The following is a 16,841-nucleotide window of genomic DNA, read 5'->3' on the forward strand; positions in this document are numbered from 1 at the left end:
TCATCTGCACCACCTCGTCCAGCGCCGTGCGGTTCTCGTACGGTCCGGGCAGGAACCCCTTCATGGAGCAGTAGACAAGGCGCGGGTTGAGCGGAGCCAGATCCTCGTAGCCCAGCCCCATGCGCTCCACCGAGCCGGGGCGCAGGTTCTCGATCAGCACGTCGGAGCGCGCGGCGAGGCGGCGCACCACGGCCGTCCCCTCCGGCTTCGTCAGATCGACGGCGATGGAGCGCTTGTTGCGGTTGTAGGTGACGAAGAAGCCGGCGCCGGAGCCGGTGAGACGGCGCGTCTTGTCGCCATTGGGGAGCGGTTCGACCTTGACCACGTCAGCGCCCAGGTCGGCCAGCACGAGGCCGCAGGACGGCCCCATCACCATGTGGTCGAGTTCGAGGACCCGGATGCCGGCGAGCGGAGCGGCCGCGCTCTCGGTGGGGGAGGCGGGGTCGGAAGCGGTGGCGTGCATGGGGGATTTCCGGGTCGGTCAGGCGGCGCCGGTGGCGGCGGAAATGGGGATCGTGGCGGGGCGGAACCCCTTCGGCACGCCGGCGCGGTGCAGGTGGCCGACGAAGCGTTCGCCGGGCAGGACGGCCTCGACGAGGCGGCGGGCCTCCAGCAGGCGGTCCAGGTCGACGCCGGTGCGCAGGCCCATCGCCTCCAGCATGTAGACGAGGTCCTCGGTGACGATGTTGCCCAAGGCACCGGGCGCGAAGGGACAGCCGCCCAGGCCGCCCAGCGCCGCGTCGAAGGAGCGGATGCCGGCGTCCAGCCCGGCCAGCACGTTGGCGAGGCCGAGGCCGCGCGTGTCGTGCAGATGCAGCGCGGTCAGCCGGCCGCCGACCTCCGCCCGCACGGCGTTCACGACGCGGCGGACCTGCGCGGGGTGGGCGGACCCGGTGGTGTCGGCGAGGCTGACGTCGTCCGCGCCGGCCTCGGCCAGGGCGGCGGCGAGGCGGCAGACCTCGCCCTCGTCCACGGCGCCTTCGTAGACGCAGCCGAACACGGTGGACAGGCCGGCCGACAGGAAGGGGCGGCGCGCCGGATCCAGCGTGCGGCAGAACGCCACGATGCGGGCGAACTCCGCCAACTGGTCGTCGGGCGTGCGGCGCACGTTGGCGAGGCTGTGGCTGCGGCTGGCGGACAGGGTGAAGGTGATCTTGTGCACCCCGGCGGCCACCGCGTTCTGCGCCCCCTTCAGGTTGGGGACCAGGGCCGCCACCGTCAGGCCGGGGATGGACAGCGCGTGTTCCACCACCGCGGCGGCGTCGGTGAACTGCGGCACCACCGAGGCCGGGACGAACGAACACACCTCGATCTCGCGCACGCCGGCCGCGGCTTCCGCCGTGATCCACGCCGTCTTCGTGGCGGTCGGCACAAATCCCTTCAAACTCTGTAAACCATCACGTGGACCGACTTCACTGATCTCAACGTCGATGTACCCAACGCCGGCGGACGTCATGGCGCATGTCTCAGCAAGATTGCATACCCGAGTATTACTTAGATCCGATTTGGATTATCCGATCGTGGCAGGGTGATCGTGGCGTGTCAACGCGCACAATTTCTCGGCTTTTGAGTGGTATTTAAGGATTTCGCCACGAATGCAGGCGCGGAATGGGCGTTTTTCTGCGTGCGTGCGAACGGGTGCGATTTTGCCGCAGGGCGGCGGCCCCACCGATCACCCCGGCGCACTCACCCAAGCGCCGATCACCCGAGCGCGAGGATTGCCGGTTCCAGCGTGCGCAGGTCGGGAATGGTCGGCACGCCGGGCGGGAAGGGGCTGGGCTGGCCGGGCGCCAGCACGCCGATGAAGGGCACGCCGCTGGCCGCGGCAGCGGCGCGGTCCTCCTCCGCGTCGCCGACCATGACGGTGCGCGCCGGGTCCAGCGCGGCGGCGCGCACGATCTGCGCCACCACGCGGTCCTTCGGCGTGGGCGAGCCATGCACGCCCCGGAAGTAGGGGGCGAGGCCGCGGCCCGCGACGATGCGGCGCAGCTCCGCCTCCGGCGTGGCGGAGGCGACGAACAGGCGGACGCGGGCGTGATGGCGGTCCAGGAAGTCGCGCGCGCCGGCGATCATCGGGCAGGCGGTGACCTTCTCCTCCACCAGGGCCCCCATGCGGGCGGCCAGCGCGTCGACCTCCGCATCGGTCGGCGCGCGGCCCAGCAGCGTGGCTCCGAAATGCCGGATCTTGGCATGGCGGGTCATGCCGCCGTGCGCGCGCTGGTAGGCGGCGACCTGCCGGGCGACCTCCTCGCCATGCGGGCGGTACAGCTCGGCGAAGGCCTCGGTCTTGATGTTGACCGAATCCACCAGCACGCCGTCGAAGTCGAAGATGATGGCGTCGGGCATCGGCATGCGGGGACTCCCTTGGCGGCGTCGCCGCCGGCGTTCATTGGCGGCGTCGCCCCATGTTTCCCGCAGACCGGGCGCCGGGGCAAGGTTTGCGCGCAGGGCCGGCGGCGCGGGGGAACCCCGGATGGGCGCCTGGGTTCTCTGGTGGAGGTACTCTGCTCAGGAACGATCATGGCCGAACACCGCTTCAAGGGCGCGCGCCGCACCGGCCCCACCGCGCCGTCGCCGGAACCGCCGGGCCTCAGTTCCGTGCTGGAGCGCAACATCCGGGCGCTGGAGGAACGCCGCCGCCGCGAGGAGGCGGAAGCCAGCGCGCAGGAGAAGGTGGCGGAGGCGATCACCCGCTTCACCGGCAGCATGCGCTTCGTCTACCTGCACCTCGCCTTCTTCGGCTTCTGGATCGTCGCCAACCTGGGCTGGATCCCCGGCGTCCCGCAGTGGGACGAGTCCTTCGTCGTGCTGGCGATGATGGCGTCGGTGGAGGCCATCTTCCTGTCCACCTTCGTGCTGATCAGCCAGAACCGCATGGCGGCGCAGGCGGACAAGCGCGCCGACCTGGACCTGCAGATCGGCCTGCTGGCCGAGCACGAGGTGACCAAGCTGGCCGCCCTGGTGGGGGCCATCGCCGACCACCTGGGCGTGCGGACGGAGGTCGACAGTGAACTGGAGGAGATCACCCAGGACGTCGCCCCGGAGGCGGTGCTGGACGAGATCGAGACGAAGAAGCCCTGAGCGGCCGCGCCGGGGGACCGTTACTCGCGTAATGGGTGCGAAGTCTCGGTAAGAAATTCTCTTTAAGATCAGGTGGACCCGCGCGGTCTTCGGCCAACGCCCAGCCGTGGGCCGGAGGTCGCCCGGCGCGGCGTCCACCATCGCGCGCACTGGGGCCGCAGCCCTTTGACGGGCCGGAAAGCGAATGTCGCCGGCGCGATGCTATCCAGAAGAGGCATATGTGGAGCGATGGAATATCTCTGTGGTGGTAAGATAAATCCCTCATCCGATATTTGAGTTGCTGAATCGCCACAGGTTGACGAAAAGGGTCTGTTAAGAAGAATGGAGTCGAAAGGCGTTGGTTGATTATTGTCTGATAGTCTTCTTTGATGAGTCAGCGGCGAATCGCCGGCAATAAAAGAATGAAGTGCAGAAATAAAATAACGCACCATGAGAGGGCGATAGATGCAATGCGCGCGAGCCGTGAATGGCGACAAGGGAATCAATCCCATCAAAATCGCGGAAGGGGAGAATCGGAAGGGAGGAGCTGAGCAGGGTTACGAGACGGTACGGGATGGGCATGAACTTCGGTGGCGGAACGGCAAGAAGAGGAGGGCGGACGAGACGATCCTGCTGCTTGACGATAAGGTGTTTACTCGTGAGTGTCTGTCGTTAGGGTTGTCGTCCGGCGACGCGGGATTCTCCGTCATCGAGGCGTCTTCTGTCGATGGGGCGCGTGCGACGCTTCGCTCGGAAGCGCCGGTGAGCGTCGTCGTGTTCAACATCGGCGGGCGGGACTTCGCCGACGACCGTGTCGTTTCGGCGATCCGGGAGCTGAAGGAAAGCGCGGGCGGGCGCAACCTCGTGGTCATTTCCGAGGTCGAGGAAGCCGGCGCCATCCTTAAGAGCCTGGCGCTGGGCGTGCACGGCTACGTGACCACGCGCACGCCGCTCAGCGTGGCGCTGCAGGCCATCCGGCTGGTCGCGGCGGGCGGAACCTTCATCCCGACCGCGCCGCTGGCGGAGCTGACGCACTGGCCGGCGGCGGGCGGCGACCTGCCGGCGGCCGCGCTCGGCCCGGCGCACGCCGATCCCGAGACGGTGGGCCAGCTGACGCCGCGCCAGCACGCCGTGCTGAAATGCCTGCGCGAGGGGAAATCGAACAAGATCATCGCCTACGAGCTGGGCATGTGCGAAAGCACGGTGAAGGTGCACGTCCGCAACGTCCTGAGGAAGCTGGGCGCGTCCAACCGCACGCAGGCCGCCTACCTGGCCTTCGAGCAGGAGCGCCTGATCATCGGATGACGGGCGGGTCGAGCGGGGGGAAGGCCGTGTGGGATAAGATCGTCCGGCCGGGGCACACCGTCGGCGGCGGCGCGTAGCCGCGCGCGAAGTCCTGGAGCGTGCAGCCGGCGTAGCGGGGGGCCATGGCCTCGAACAGCGCCTCCAGGTCGCGGTACAGGCGCTCGATGTCCTCGGCCGTGCGGAAGGTCGGGCTGCCGCCCGGCATGAGTTCGGAGGAGTGCAGCGCGAACTGCGCATACGGCGCGTCCGACCGCCACAGCCGCGCGGCCAGCCGGATCAGCGCCGCGCCGTTGCGGCCGTTGGGCCGCAGCCAGTCGATGCCGGCCAGCCGGCCGGCGGTGCGGTACGCCCCTGGTGCCCGGAACAGCCAGCCCAGCGGGCCGCGCACGGGATCGAACCGCCGCGGCCGGATGGACATGGGCAGTTCCAGCAGGCTGCTGGTGCCGGGGCGGCCGATGTCGTCCAGGTCCATGCGGTAGGGGTGCGTCGGGAACGCCCGGTAGTCGACCCCGCCGCGCGTGGCGCCGCGCGCCCGCGACCAGTTGACGTAGGGCGTCACCGAACAGTCGACCGTGTAGCCGTGCTCCACCAGCATCCGGGCGTAGCGCGCGTCGAGCGCCCAGCGGCCGGCCCGGTGGCTGGTCATCCTGGTGCCGAAGGTGTCTTCCAGCCGCGCGGTCAGGTACTGGATCTTCGCCCGCATCACGTCGTCGGGGTATTCGATGAGGTAGGGGGTGAGCGCGCTGTCGCCGTCCGCCGTCAGGGGGTGGTCGGGCGGCGAATGCCAGGCGTGCAGGTGCATGCCGATCTCGGCCGCGCCACGCTTCAGCGCGTCGGCCGCGAATTCCACGAAGAAGCCGTTGCCGGTCATCTCGTAGGTCGTCAGGTAGGTCGGCTTGAAGCCGTAGCGTTCGCACAGCTCCTGGAAGCGGGGAATGAAGGCGGCGTTGCGGCAGGTGATCCGCCGCGGCGCCGACCAGTGGTCGTCCCCCTCCGTGTCGATGGTGACCAGCAGGGGCTTGCGCGCCGCAACCGGTGTGTCCCGACCCATTCAGGGCCTCCCGCGACGGTTTGCGTTCCGGTTCATGCCTGGGCGGATCGGGTCAGCAGGGCCAGGGTCGTCGTGTGGCTGTCGTGCTCGGCGCAGTACCAGGGCAGGGCGCCCAGCGGCTGCACGGCGAAGCCGCCCACCTCCGCCTGCAGGCGCCGCAGCGCCAGCGCCGGCCCCGGGCACAGCGACCCCCGGCGGCGCAGATCCGCGAAATCCGTGTGGACGTCGTGCAGCAGCACGTAGCCGCCCGGCCGCAGCAGCCGCAACGCCATCGGCACCTCGCGGTAGACGACCGCCGCGCTGTGGCTGCCGTCGAGGAAGATCAGGTCGAAGCGCCGGTCGGTGCGGGCCATGTAGTCGAGGGACGGTGAGGTCACGAACTCCACCCGGTCGGCGCAGCCGATGCTGGCCAGCAGCTCGCGCGGGGAGGCGGCGCTGCCGTACGTCCGCCAGGGGCGGGTCACGGGGTCGTTGACGTCGCGGATGTCGACGGTGGTGATCGAAAAGCCCGGCAGGCGCCCGGCCGCCGCCAGATCGTCCAGCGCCGCCGCGATCAGCAGGGTCGAGGCGCCGAGGTGCGTGCCGACCTCCAGCACCGCGGCCGGGGCCAGCCGGTGCGCCAGGAAATACAGCGCGCGGCGGTCGATGTCGCTCATGCTGCCGGCGTGGACGGGGAAGGCGGGCAGCGCGTCGACGTGGCGGCCGTGGCCGTTCCAGCGCGCGGTGATGGCCGGGTCGGTGAACAGGTCGCCCAGGCCGACCGGCCCGGCCGGGCCCAGCCGGCCGGGGTCGCAGGCCACGCGCGGCAGCCGGCCGAGGCGCAGGCTTTCGAACTGGATCTGCAGCTCCGAACGCAGCGGTGCGGGCAGCGAATTCCGGATCTTCAGCGCCAATTGCTTCATCTCGCCTCCCATGGGCCGTGCGCCTGGCCGGGGGCCGTGCGCCGGGAAAGTGCGGTCGAGGAATAGGCGGGTCGGGACCATCAAAGGTCGCACTCTTTCGGGGAAGCTGGCAACGCATCAAAAATGCCTAGCCGCGCATACCCCCGTACCCATCGCGGCGTAGTCGCCTGCTGCCCCATCCGTAAATGGGTGCGCTCCCGTTTCTTTTGCTGGCTATGGGATTTATTGTTCGTGCAGGCTGAAGTCTGCACCGAGTGTCGCCAGCCTTTGAACGGCGGCGCGGATTTCACTTTAAAAATCGACAATTCTTTGTGGCCGTTGCTTGGGCCGTTGCTTGGGAGGCGATCATGGTCGATCGAGTGCATCCCGTCGACATCGCCGGCTGTTACGTTCACCCCTGCACGCAGGACGAGCTGCTGGCGGTGATCGCGCAGTCGGTGGAGGAACGGCGGACGCTGATCCTGTCGAGCCTGAACCTGCACGCCCTCTACGTGCGCGACCGCAAGCCGGCGTTCCGCGCCCTGCAGGCGGACCCGCGCACCATGGTGCGGATCGACGGCATGTCGGTGGTCCTGCTGGCCCGCACCCTGGGCCACAAGTTGCGCTTCGCCCACCGCACCGCCTGGATCGACTGGTTCCCCGACCTGATGGACATGGTCGAGGCCAGGGGCTGGCGGTTGTTCTACCTGGGCGCCGGCCAGGAGGTGCAGGACCGCGGGCTGGACTGGATCCGGCAGCGCTGCCCGGGCATCGTGGTGGATGGCCATCACGGCTATTTCGACATGCGCCCGGACGGGCCGGAGAACCGCGCGGTGCTGGCCCGCATCGACGCCTTCCGGCCGCATATCCTGCTGGTCGGCATGGGCATGGGCCGGCAGGAGCAGTGGATCCGCGACAACATCGACCGGCTGCCGGCGCACTGCGTCGCCACCTGCGGCGCGTGCCTGGAATACTTCGCCGGCGTCGTGCCGACGCCGCCGCGCGCCCTTGGCCCGCTGGGGCTGGAGTGGGCGTACCGCTTCGCCAGCAACCCGCGCCGTTTCTGGCGCCGTTATCTGGTCGAGCCGTGGAGCGTGGCGGCCATCGTCGCGCGCCACGCTCTGGCCACCCGCCGCCGCGCGGCCGACGGCGAGACGCGGCACTGACGTTCGGTGTTCGACGTTGGGTTTTCGGCTTTGGCCTCAACCCAACCTACGGGAGCGTTCCGTAGGTTGGGTTGAGCGCAGCGAAAATCTGGCATCCGTCAATCCCCCCATTCGATCCTGCCCGCCGGCGTGGCCTTTCCGGCGCCTTCGCGGGCGCGCAGGATCAGCCAGACCGCCAGCACGCACAGCGCGGAGAACACCGCGCCCACCATCGCGAAGGCGGCGACGGCGATTTCCGGCGCCTGCGCCGGGGCGGCGAGGCGGGCGGCGAGCGGGATGGCCAGCAGCCGGGGCACCATCACGACGCTCTCGCCGATCAGCAGCAGCCTTTGCAGGTGCAGGATCGGGATCACCGCCAGACTGGGGAACGAGGCGAAGCGGGCGAACCACCACACGGCGATCCACTGGGCGTAGGTGCCGGCCGGCCGCCACGCGGCGCCGAAGGCGATCTCGAACAGCGGCGGCGCCACGGCGACCAGAACCAGCGCCGGCCCGGCGGCCAGCAGCGCCATCCAGCCGGTGGCCCGCAGGAACAGGCCGAGGATCGGCTTGCCCTCGTGGTGCACCTCGACCAGATGGCGGTGGAAGACGCGGTTGGTGGTGCCGCCCAGCAGCGTCAGCGGCATCTCCAGCAGGCGGTAGGCGAACCAGTAGGCGCCGGCCACCGCCGGCCCGAACCACGTCGCCAGGAACAGCGAGGGGATGGTGACGATGCTGGAGCTGAGCAGCCCGGCCGGCAGGCTGTAGAGCGGGAAGCGCCGGTGCGCGCGGGCCAGCCGCGCCATCCGGCGCAGGCTCACCGCCTCCCGGAACAGGCCCCGGTGGTCGCGCAGCGTGTAGCCCGCCAGCAGCGCCAGGGCCACCGCCTGCCCCAGCAGCACGCCGCCCAGCAGCCCGGCGATGCCCAGCCCGGCGAACCCGGCGGCGACCTGCACGCCCGCCACGCCGGCCGAACGGCAGACCATGCCGGCCGAGATCAGGGTGAATTGCTTGTGCCGTGTCGCCCAGCACAGTTGCGTGGAATAAAGCCCGAAGATGAGCACGGCCGGTGGCAGCCACACCAGCAACTCGTCCGGATGCCCGGCGCCGAACAGGTGCAGCACCGCCCCGCCGAAGGTGGCGACGGCCGCGGTCGCCGCCGCCGTGGTGCCGAGCACCAGGGCCAGGGCCAGCGCCAGCAGGTTGGCCGCCTCCTCCTCCGTCTTCACCAGGATGGCCGCACCTTCGTAGTGCCAACCGCCGACCATGCCCGACAGCATCGTCACCACGCCGAACACCGCCAGCGCGCCGAACGCCTCGGGCGGGAAGAGGCGCAGCAGGACGGGGTAGGCCAGCACGGTGAAGACCTGCGCCGCCGCCGTGCCCGAGACGAGCACCGCGACGTTGCGCACGAACGTCATGCTGCGCAGCCGGCTGAGGGCGATGGCCATGGGCGCTCCCATCCTACGGCCGGGCGCGGCGCAGCGCGCGGCGGATGCGGCGCGCGTGCGGCAGCAGGGCCGGCAGCAGGGCCAGCAGTGCCGCCGCCGGGCTGCCGCGCGCCGCCAGCAGGTGGCGGGCCAGGGGCAACGGGTCGGAACGCATGGCGCGGAACAGGGTGGAGGACGGCGCCGAGCAGGTGTCCTGCCACGCGAGGCCGTCCGTGGCGTGCAGGCGGCGGATCGCCTCCTCCTCCAGGAGGAAGCCGGGGGAGGAGCGGGCGTAGGGCTCGCGCTCGTCATGGCCGATCTTGAAGACGAAGCTGCCGGGCGGGGCGAGGAAGGCGCTGCGCGCGGCGACCAGCCGCCCGTCCACCCGCAGGGCGAGGAGGGAGAGCCGGCCGCGCGCGTGCGCCGCGCGCAGCACGTCGCGGATCACCGCGCGGTGGCCGAGCGTGGCGATGGCGGTGCCCTCCGCGCCCTTCCAGCCGCTCGCCTCCAGGTCGATGAGGCCGTCGATGGCGGCGTCCACGTTGCCGTCACCATCGCCATCTTCAACGTCGGTGAAGGTGACGGGGCCGAGCTTGTCGAGGTGGCGCCGCTTGCGCCGCAGGGTCTGCCGCCGCTCGCCGGATAACGCGGTCTTGAGGTAGGTGTCGGCGTCGGACTGACGGCGGTAGAGGTGGGATTCCTGCGTCAGGCGCGCGTGGCGCAGCGTCCGCGCGGCGGCGAGGCGGCGTTCCAGCGCGTGGGTGAAGGGGGTGTCGGCGGTCAGGCGCGGCAGGTCGAGCAGGCCGGGGCTGTCCGGCGCGTGCTCCACCCAGTCCAGCAGGGCGGCGGCGCAGGCATCCTCCGCGCCGGCCCGCACCAGCGGATCGCAGCGCGGCACGTAGAGGTACGGGTCGCGCCACAGCCGCAGGCACGGCAGCGGGGCGAAGCGGTGCAGCCGCGTCCGCTCGAACGGGAAGAAGCCGATCTGGCGGGGCTGTCCATCGGGGCCAGTGGTGGACAGCAGCAGGAACAGCAGATCCTGCGCGGCGCCGAAGGCGCGGAGCAGCGGCAGCGCGAACCACGGCTCGTAATAGGGGTTGGGCGCTTCGGCGTTGCCGGCCAGATCGTCCAGCGCCGCCGCGTGCCCGGCCAGCCCGTCGGCGTCGCGCACGAGGGTGACGGAGACCGGGTGTCCGGTGGAGGGCGGGGGCGGGCGCTGACGCAGCGTGAGGTCGTCGGGCATGGGCGGGCTCACTTGGCAGGCATACTTGGAGGGCTTATTTGGCGGGCGCGGTGGTGGCGCGGCGGGCGGCGGCGAGCCAGGCGGCCGTCCGCTCGCGCGCCGTGCGCCAGCGCGCCTCCAGCCCGCGGGCCACGGTGCGCGCCGCCGGGAACAGCGGCAGCAGCCAGACGACGGCGGCGCGGCGGTCGGCGACGGCGTACCGGTGGATGAGGAAGCCATCCGACCGGGTGTGGTTGAACAGCTTGGAGCGCGCCGATCCCCAGGTGTCCATCCAGGCGATGCCGGCGCCCGACGGCGTGTCGTCGCGGTGCAGGCGGCGGATCCCCTCGATCTCCAACAGCAGGCCGGGGGAGCGCCGGGCGTAGCGTTCGTCCTCGTCGTAGGTCAGCTTGAAGAGGAAGCTGCCGGGGGCGGCCAGGAAGACGCAGCGCGCCGCCACCAAATGCCCGTCCACGCGCATGGTCAGCAGCGACAGCCGGCCGCGCCGGTGCGCCTCCTCCAGGATGGATTTGACCGCCGGGCGGTGGCCGGGGTGCTTCTCGACCGCGACGCCTTCCTGGCCCTTCCAGCCCCGCGCCTCCAGGTCGAGGAAGCCGTCGATGACGGCGCCGACGTCCTCAACTTCGTCCACGTCGCGGATTTCGACGGGACCCAGGTCCTGTAGCCGGCGCGCCTTGCGGCGCAGGGTCTGCCGCTCGGACGTGGAGAACACCGTGTTCAGGTAGGCGTCGGCGTCCGATTGGCGGCGGTAGAGGTGGCTCTCCTCCGACGTGTGGACGTGGTAGAGCGTGGGGTGCGGGGTGCCGTCGGTGCCCAGGTGACGTTCGACGGCGCGGGTGATGCCGGTGCCGCCGGTCAGGCGGCGCAGGTCGATCAGGCCGGGGCTGGCCGGGTCGCTCCGCAGCCAGTCGAACAGCCGGGCGACGCAGCGGTCCGCCGCACCCGTGCGCACCAGCGGGTCGCACCGGTGGCCGGCGTAGTTGAAGGGGTCCTTCCACAGGCGCAGCGACGGCAGCGGGGCCACCCGGTGGAAGATCCCGCGCTCGAACGGGAAGAAGGCGAGGAGGCGGTGCCCGGGCTGATCGCCTTCATGCATGAGCAGGAAGACGAAGCGCTGGCGGCTGGCGCACAGGCGCGCCAGCGGGATGGCCAGCCACGGCTCGTAGGAGGGGTTCTGCACCTCCAGGTCGCGGGCCAGATCCTCCAGCGCGTCGGCGTGCGCGGCGAGATCGTCGGCGGTGCAGGCGACCGTCACCGTTATCGGTTGCGCCATGGGCCTCCTCCTCCTGTGAAGCGGGAAAGCGGAACGAGCGTGGCGTGCGCCAGCAGCGCCAGCACCAGGGCGGCGCAGGGCCAGACCGGCACCGTGTAGCGGACGCCGCCGACGTCGCCGAGCGCGGTCATGGCCAGCGTGCCGAAGTACAGCAGCGCCGCGCCGGCCATGGCGCGCGCCACGGGGCCGCTGCGGCCGGGCCGGACCAGAACCCACGCCAGCGCGCCGAGGCCGGCGGCGTAGAAGGTGGCGTGGACGGCGCGGAAGGCGTGGACCAGCGGCGCCGGGCGGGCGCGGGCCGTGTCCCCGCTGCCGGCCGGCACGTGGAATTCCAGCCGGCGCTCGCCGTCCTCGTGGTTGATGCCGGCGGCCCCGTCGTAGGGCCAGGGGGCGAGGCGTTCCAGCTCGCCAGCCCAGGCGCGCTGCTCGGCGGCGGTGGCGATGGGCGGCAGGACGAGGAGAGAGGCGAACTCCCACGCCGCGAGGCGCAGGAAGCCGGCCGGGTCGTGGCGCAGGATCTCCATCGCCAGGGCGCCGGCCTTGGCGTTGCGCTCGACGGTGTCGGCGCGGCCGGCGCGCTCCGCCCACTCCGGGAACAGCACGCCGAAGCGCAGGAAGTTCACGTAGTCGTGGCGCAGGATCAGGCGCAGGCGCGGGTCGCCGATGCGCTCCACCGCCTCCACCGCCGGGCGGGCCACGGCGGCGACGCGGCGCAGGTCCGCTTCCAGCGGGCTGCCGGCGAAGCGGTCCTCGACGCCGGGGGCGAGCAGCAGCGCCTTGCCGAACAGGCCGGTGCCCAGGTTGCTGCTGGCGCGCGCCTCGCCGTGCACCAGGGCGTTGGCGAGGATGGCGCCGCCCTGGCCGGCCGCCGCCATGAGGGCGAGCGCCACCAGCAGCGGCCGCAGCGACAGGCCCAGCCACCGCCACGCGAACAGCGCCACCAGCAGCAGGAAGGGCAGGAACACCGCCCCGGCCGGGCGCAGCGCCCAGCCCAGCGCGCCGACGGCGCACAGGGCGTAGAACCACGCGCGCGACGGCCGGTGCAGCAGGCGCAGCAGCAGCGCCAAGGCCACCGTCAGCAGCGAGGTCGCCAGGGATTCAGTCAGTATGGCGTGGTGGTAGGCGAACACCACCGGGTTGGCGAGCAGCAGCACCAGCGCCGCCGCCCCGGCGAGGAGGGAACGGGTGAGGGTGGCGACGGTGCCGGCCAGGAAGACGGCGGCGGCCCCGGCCAGCGCGATCTGCACCTGCGGCACCAGCGCCACCGGGTCGCCGAACAGCCCGGCCAGCTTCAGCAACGCCGGATAGCCCCACGGCCGCAGCGGCGAGAAGCCGAGGTATTCGCGGGAATCCGGGCTGACCGCCGGGGTGTCCGCCTCCATCGCCGCCATGACGGCGGTCAGCAGCGCGCCGAGTGCTGCGAGCAGCGCCCAGGATGACGGGCCGCCGCGCAGCAGGCGGGCGTTGGGGCGTGGCAGGGCGGGGCGCAGCGTGGAGGCGTCCATCGGTCCTCGCTCACAGCCACCAGACGGTTTCGAAGGCGTCGGTCCAGCCGCGCGCGTCGGCGGGGGGCAGCGCGCGGTCGGCCTCCGCCACGGCGGCCAGCGCGCCGGGCAGGAAGTGGGAGCCGGCCGGCCAGCGCTCCGGCGCACGCTCCTCCAGCCACGCCAGGACGGCGCGGCGGCTGCGCTCCAGCGTCCGGCGGGCACGCTCCGCCGCAGGGTCGGCGGCGTCCAGATGGTCGGCGGCGCGGGCCAGCAGGAAGGCGGCGTCGAAGTCCAGGCAGTAGGGGTGCCGCTCGCACAGGCCCCCCGGCCCGACGCGCGGCGCCACCGCGTCGATCAGCGGCTGCGGGTGCGGGTAGGGGATGCCCAGGCGGCTGATGATCCAGTAGAGGTGCGCGGCCCCGCCGATGCGGGCGTGGCCGGGGTCGTGGCGCAGGCGGTAGGCGGCGTCGAACGCCATTTGCAGCGCGGCGGGCGCCTCGTGCCACATCCCGTCGGCGGGGCTGACGCGGGCCAGCACGTTCCCGGCCCAGCCGCGCAGCCACGCGTCCGGGTCGTCGAGGCCGAGCAGGCGGGCGGAGTCCAGCCGCAGGTCGCGCACCGCGCCGACGATGGCGGCGATGCCGCCGACGCGGTGCGAGCCGCGCCAGAAATGGATGCGGTCGAGCAGCCCCACGGCGAACGGCGCCTGCCGGGCGGAGGGCTGCGGCGCCAGCTGGCCGCGAAGATCCGTCAGCGGCGCCACCGCCAGCTCGCCGGCGCGGATGCGGCTGCCGGCCAGGATCTGCACGGCGCCCAGCGCGTAGGCGGTGGCGTGCTCCACGCCGTGCGTCTGCCGGTCCTTGGCGCGGAACCAGCCGTCCTCGCCCTGGAAGGACAGCACCAGCTCGATCCAGCGGCGGCGGTCGTCGGGATTGCTCAGCTCGTCCAGCAGGCCGGTTACGTGGAAGGCGTAGGCGAAATCCACCGTGCCCATCAGCGTCGGCCGGTCGGCGCCCGGATGGTCGGCGAAGCGGCCGCGCGCCATGGCGCGCGCCGGCGGCTGGCCCAGGCCGATGCAGCGCGCGCGGGCGTAGTCCAGGATCCGGCGGCGCACGCCGTCGCGGGCGTCGTCGAAGACAGGCTTGTGCAGGGGAATGGCCGTCATCGGCTCTGTGTCCTGTGTTTCAGGGCATCCTGTGTTTCAGGGGCGTCCTGTGTTTCAGGGATCGGAGGGCGGCGAAGACCGGCGGGCAGTGCGTGCGCAGCGCCGCCTTGGCCTGACCGGCGAGGCCGAGGCCCACCAGGGTGAGGCGCCCGGCCGGCGTCAGGCCTTCGCGCAGCGTGTGGAGCGGGCTGATGCGGTTGGCCCAGTCGTGCTTGTAGGGGTCGTTGCCGCAGGTGAAGTCGAACGTGTCGAAGCCGGCGGCGAACGCCCATTCCATCAGGTCCAGCATCAGCAGCCGCCCCGGCGAGCAGCGGGCGAGGCGGTCGTCGAAGGTCGGCACCACCCAATAGAAGCAGCCGCGGAACGCCAGCCCCAGGTGTGCCGCGACGATGCCGCCGTCGAGGCAGAGGGCCGACAGGTGGACGAGGCCGCCGTCCGCCTCCCGCCGGGCGATGGTCTCGTAGAAGCGGCGCCGCGCCTCCTGCCGCATCAGGTCGGCGCGGCCGGTCGCTTCGTAGCGGCGGGACTTCTGCTCGATGACGGTGGCGACGGTGCGCTCGATCTCCGCCGCCGTGCGGGCGACGCGCAGCTCCACGTGGCCGAGCCGCTCCAGCCGGCGCCGCTTGACCTTCGAATTGGACACGAGGCTGGGCGAGCGGGTCTTCAGATAGTCGGCGAAGCTGCCGTCCCTCACCACCTGGAAGCTGTCGCCGTCGTGCCGGGGGGCGAGTTGCATGAAGGGGTTCGGCACCGGGCCGACGGCCGCCGGGATCTTGTCGACGGTGACGGCGTCCACCGGGCCGGCGGCCTCGACGATGCTGTCGACGATGCGCCGCCACAGCGGCGGGAAGCCGCCGTCCGCCAGATGCCGGGCGAAATCGGCGCGGATCAGCGGGGCGTTGTAGTCGGCGAGCCCGAAGTCGATGAACTCCAGCACGCGCAGCCCGTGCGCCCGCCGCACCAGGAGCGGGACCAGCATCAGCGGCGCGCCAGCACCATCCGTCACCAAGGCGATGGCGGGGCGGACCGGGGCGTCGCGGCCCAGCGTCTCCAGGATGGCCGCGGACCAGGACGCGCACTGGAAGGGCAGACCGCAGGCCTCCGCCTCGAACCGCCGCCAGAGGTCGAAGGTCTCGGGAGCGGCGTCGAGGATGCGGATGCGCAGGCCTTCCGGCGCGGCGGACTCCGCCGCCGGGTGGGGGAGGGGGGCCAGGGCCGCGCCGTTCATGCGCGCACCCAGCCGGTGGGCGTGCCGCCGGCCGGGCGCAGCGCGCGCTCGAAGCCGTCGGCCATCCGCTCCGGCGTGAAGGCCTCCACCCGCTCCTGCGCGAGGCGGCCGAGCTGGGCGCGCCGGGCGCCGTCGGTCAGCAGGGCGCGCAGCGCCGTGGCCCAGGCCTGCTCGTCGTCCAGCGGGATCAGGACCCCGGCGGCCTCGCCCTCCGGCCCGCGCAGGGTCTCGGCCTGCGCCGGGATGTCGCTGGCGATGATGGCCAGCCCCTCGTGCATCGCCTCCAGGAGCGAATTGCTCTGCCCCTCGAACAGGGAGGGCTGGGCGAACACGTCGACGGCGCGCAGCAGGTCGGGCACGTCGCGGCGCTGCACGTTGCCGAGGAAGGTGACGGCGTCGGTGATGCCCAGGTCCGCCGCCTGCACCTCCAGCGCGGCGCGCAGCGGGCCGTCGCCGGCGATGAGCAGCCGGGCGCCGGGCAGCCGCGCCATGACGCGCAGCAGGAACGGGTAGTTCTTCTGCGTCTTCATCCGCCCCACCGCCAGCACCAGCGGCCGGTCGGGCGGCAGGCCGAAGCGGGCGCGGGCCTGCGCCTTCGAGAGCGCCGACGGCTGCCACTGGATGCCGTTGTGCACCACGTCCAGGCGGCGGCGGTAGGGCTCGGGATGGCCGGCGAAGGTGCCCAGCACGAAGCGCGAGACGCAGACGATGCTGGTGTAGACGCCCAGCGTGCCGGCGGCGCGGTCGAGCAGCCGCATGCCGCGCGAATAGGCGTGGTAGTGGATGCGCTGCGAGGCGACGCGCACCGGCACGCGCAGCGCGCAGGCGGCGGCCTGCGCCATGATGTTGGCGAGCGGCAGGAAGCTGACCACCGCGTCCGGCCGGGCGCGCCGCAACTCCCGCACCAGGGATGCGGCGATGCGCAGGTAGCCGAGCTTGCCGGGGTGCGTCACCGGCAGCAGCACGCGGACGTTCGGCTCGTCATGGTAGGCCGCCGATTCCTCGTACAGGAACCACACCTCCGCCTCCCACCCGCGGGCGCGCAGCAGGCGGGCGAGGCGGACCAGCGCCTCCTGCGCGCCGGCGTGGTTCATGAACGAGGCGACGCAGATCACGCGGCGTCCGGTCATCGCGGGGCCTCCATCCTGTAGGGGGGCATTCCGAAGGGCGGTCGCTGGGCGGGCCACGCCCGGGCGGCCCTGCGCAGGGCCGCCTTGCGCTGGGCGGCCCAGCGGCCGAGGTAAAGAAAATTCACCGAGAAGATCAGCCAGGCGATGTCGCCGTGCTGGAGCAGCACCCGCTCGGCCACGCTGTAGACCAGCAGGAAGACCACGATGAGGGCGTACCAGGCGTGCTCCGGCCGGCCGGAGGTGACCAGAACGGCGATGGCCCGTTGCAGCGCGATGGCGACGACCACGACGAACATGCCCAGCCCGACGAAGCCCAGCTCCAGCCAGACGTCGAGGTAGCCGTTGTGGCCGTTGCCCATCAGGCCGCTGCGGTAGCTGAGGGATTCATAGACCGCCGCCGCCCCCGTCTCCGTCCAGAAGGAGCGGTAGCCGGCGCCCAGCAG

The 16,841-nt window shown here is 72.1% G+C and carries 16 protein-coding genes; 3 read left to right on the forward strand and 13 right to left on the reverse strand.

The genetic code is table 11. From position 1 onward, the window contains the following. The 3 genes from VED21_RS38045 to VED21_RS38055 all read right to left on the reverse strand — a co-directional run. The coding region (locus VED21_RS38045) for a CoA transferase (RefSeq protein ID WP_324891595.1) at nt 1-463 on the reverse strand (463 nt) is incomplete at its 3' end. Nucleotides 464-481: 18 nt separating this feature from the next. Further along, entirely contained in the window at nt 482-1,456 is a 975-nt protein-coding gene (locus VED21_RS38050; RefSeq protein ID WP_324891597.1) for a hydroxymethylglutaryl-CoA lyase, read from the reverse strand. 245 nt (nt 1,457-1,701) lie between these two features. Then, on the reverse strand, nt 1,702-2,352 hold the full coding sequence (locus VED21_RS38055) for an HAD family hydrolase (RefSeq protein ID WP_324891599.1): 651 nt from the start codon (nt 2,350-2,352) through the stop codon (nt 1,702-1,704). Nucleotides 2,353-2,520: 168 nt separating this feature from the next. On the opposite strand from VED21_RS38055, the gene VED21_RS38060 reads away from it, so the two are divergent. Beyond that, entirely contained in the window at nt 2,521-3,081 is a 561-nt protein-coding gene (locus VED21_RS38060) for a DUF1003 domain-containing protein (RefSeq protein WP_324891601.1), read from the forward strand. Between the two features lie 741 nt (nt 3,082-3,822). Then, the gene (locus VED21_RS38065; RefSeq protein WP_324891603.1) at nt 3,823-4,365 is read left to right on the forward strand and encodes a response regulator transcription factor; all 543 of its coding nucleotides are present in this window, start codon (nt 3,823-3,825) and stop codon (nt 4,363-4,365) included. Here the strand turns inward: VED21_RS38065 and VED21_RS38070 are convergent. Then, nucleotides 4,355-5,416 (reverse strand): hypothetical protein, encoded by a 1,062-nt coding sequence (locus tag VED21_RS38070; protein WP_324891605.1) that lies wholly within the window; start codon nt 5,414-5,416, stop codon nt 4,355-4,357. The two genes, VED21_RS38065 and VED21_RS38070, sit on opposite strands and share 11 nt — an antisense overlap. 32 nt (nt 5,417-5,448) lie before the next feature. Beyond that, entirely contained in the window at nt 5,449-6,318 is an 870-nt protein-coding gene (locus tag VED21_RS38075; RefSeq protein WP_324891607.1) for a class I SAM-dependent methyltransferase, read from the reverse strand. A gap of 347 nt (nt 6,319-6,665) precedes the next feature. Between VED21_RS38075 and VED21_RS38080 the strand changes: the two genes are divergently transcribed. Continuing rightward, nucleotides 6,666-7,463 (forward strand): WecB/TagA/CpsF family glycosyltransferase, encoded by a 798-nt coding sequence (locus VED21_RS38080; protein WP_324891609.1) that lies wholly within the window; start codon nt 6,666-6,668, stop codon nt 7,461-7,463. Nucleotides 7,464-7,561: 98 nt separating this feature from the next. Here the strand turns inward: VED21_RS38080 and VED21_RS38085 are convergent, their stop codons facing one another. The 8 genes from VED21_RS38085 to VED21_RS38120 all read right to left on the reverse strand — a co-directional run. After that, nucleotides 7,562-8,893, reverse strand: coding sequence for a lipopolysaccharide biosynthesis protein (locus tag VED21_RS38085; RefSeq protein ID WP_324891611.1), 1,332 nt, complete (start codon nt 8,891-8,893; stop codon nt 7,562-7,564). Between the two features lie 13 nt (nt 8,894-8,906). Then, nucleotides 8,907-10,115, reverse strand: a complete 1,209-nt coding sequence (locus VED21_RS38090; RefSeq protein ID WP_324891613.1) for a GNAT family N-acetyltransferase — start codon at nt 10,113-10,115, stop codon at nt 8,907-8,909. Nucleotides 10,116-10,149: 34 nt separating this feature from the next. Next, entirely contained in the window at nt 10,150-11,388 is a 1,239-nt protein-coding gene (locus tag VED21_RS38095; RefSeq protein ID WP_324891615.1) for a GNAT family N-acetyltransferase, read from the reverse strand. Then, nucleotides 11,373-12,893, reverse strand: coding sequence for a hypothetical protein (locus VED21_RS38100; RefSeq protein ID WP_324891617.1), 1,521 nt, complete (start codon nt 12,891-12,893; stop codon nt 11,373-11,375). The genes VED21_RS38095 and VED21_RS38100 overlap by 16 nt, the downstream gene beginning before the upstream one ends. A 10-nt stretch (nt 12,894-12,903) precedes the next feature. After that, complete coding sequence (locus VED21_RS38105) at nt 12,904-14,040, reverse strand: hypothetical protein (protein ID WP_324891619.1); 1,137 nt, start codon at nt 14,038-14,040, stop codon at nt 12,904-12,906. A 19-nt stretch (nt 14,041-14,059) separates the two neighbouring features. Then, entirely contained in the window at nt 14,060-15,268 is a 1,209-nt protein-coding gene (locus VED21_RS38110) for a GNAT family N-acetyltransferase (protein ID WP_324891621.1), read from the reverse strand. After that, nucleotides 15,265-16,398, reverse strand: a complete 1,134-nt coding sequence (locus VED21_RS38115; protein ID WP_324891623.1) for a glycosyltransferase family 4 protein — start codon at nt 16,396-16,398, stop codon at nt 15,265-15,267. Before VED21_RS38115 ends, VED21_RS38110 begins: the two co-directional genes overlap by 4 nt. After that, the coding region (locus tag VED21_RS38120; protein ID WP_324891625.1) for a hypothetical protein at nt 16,395-16,841 on the reverse strand (447 nt) is incomplete at its 5' end. The genes VED21_RS38120 and VED21_RS38115, both read right to left, overlap by 4 nt.

The organism is Azospirillum sp., from assembly GCF_035627195.1.
GTDB lineage: Bacteria > Pseudomonadota > Alphaproteobacteria > Azospirillales > Azospirillaceae > Azospirillum.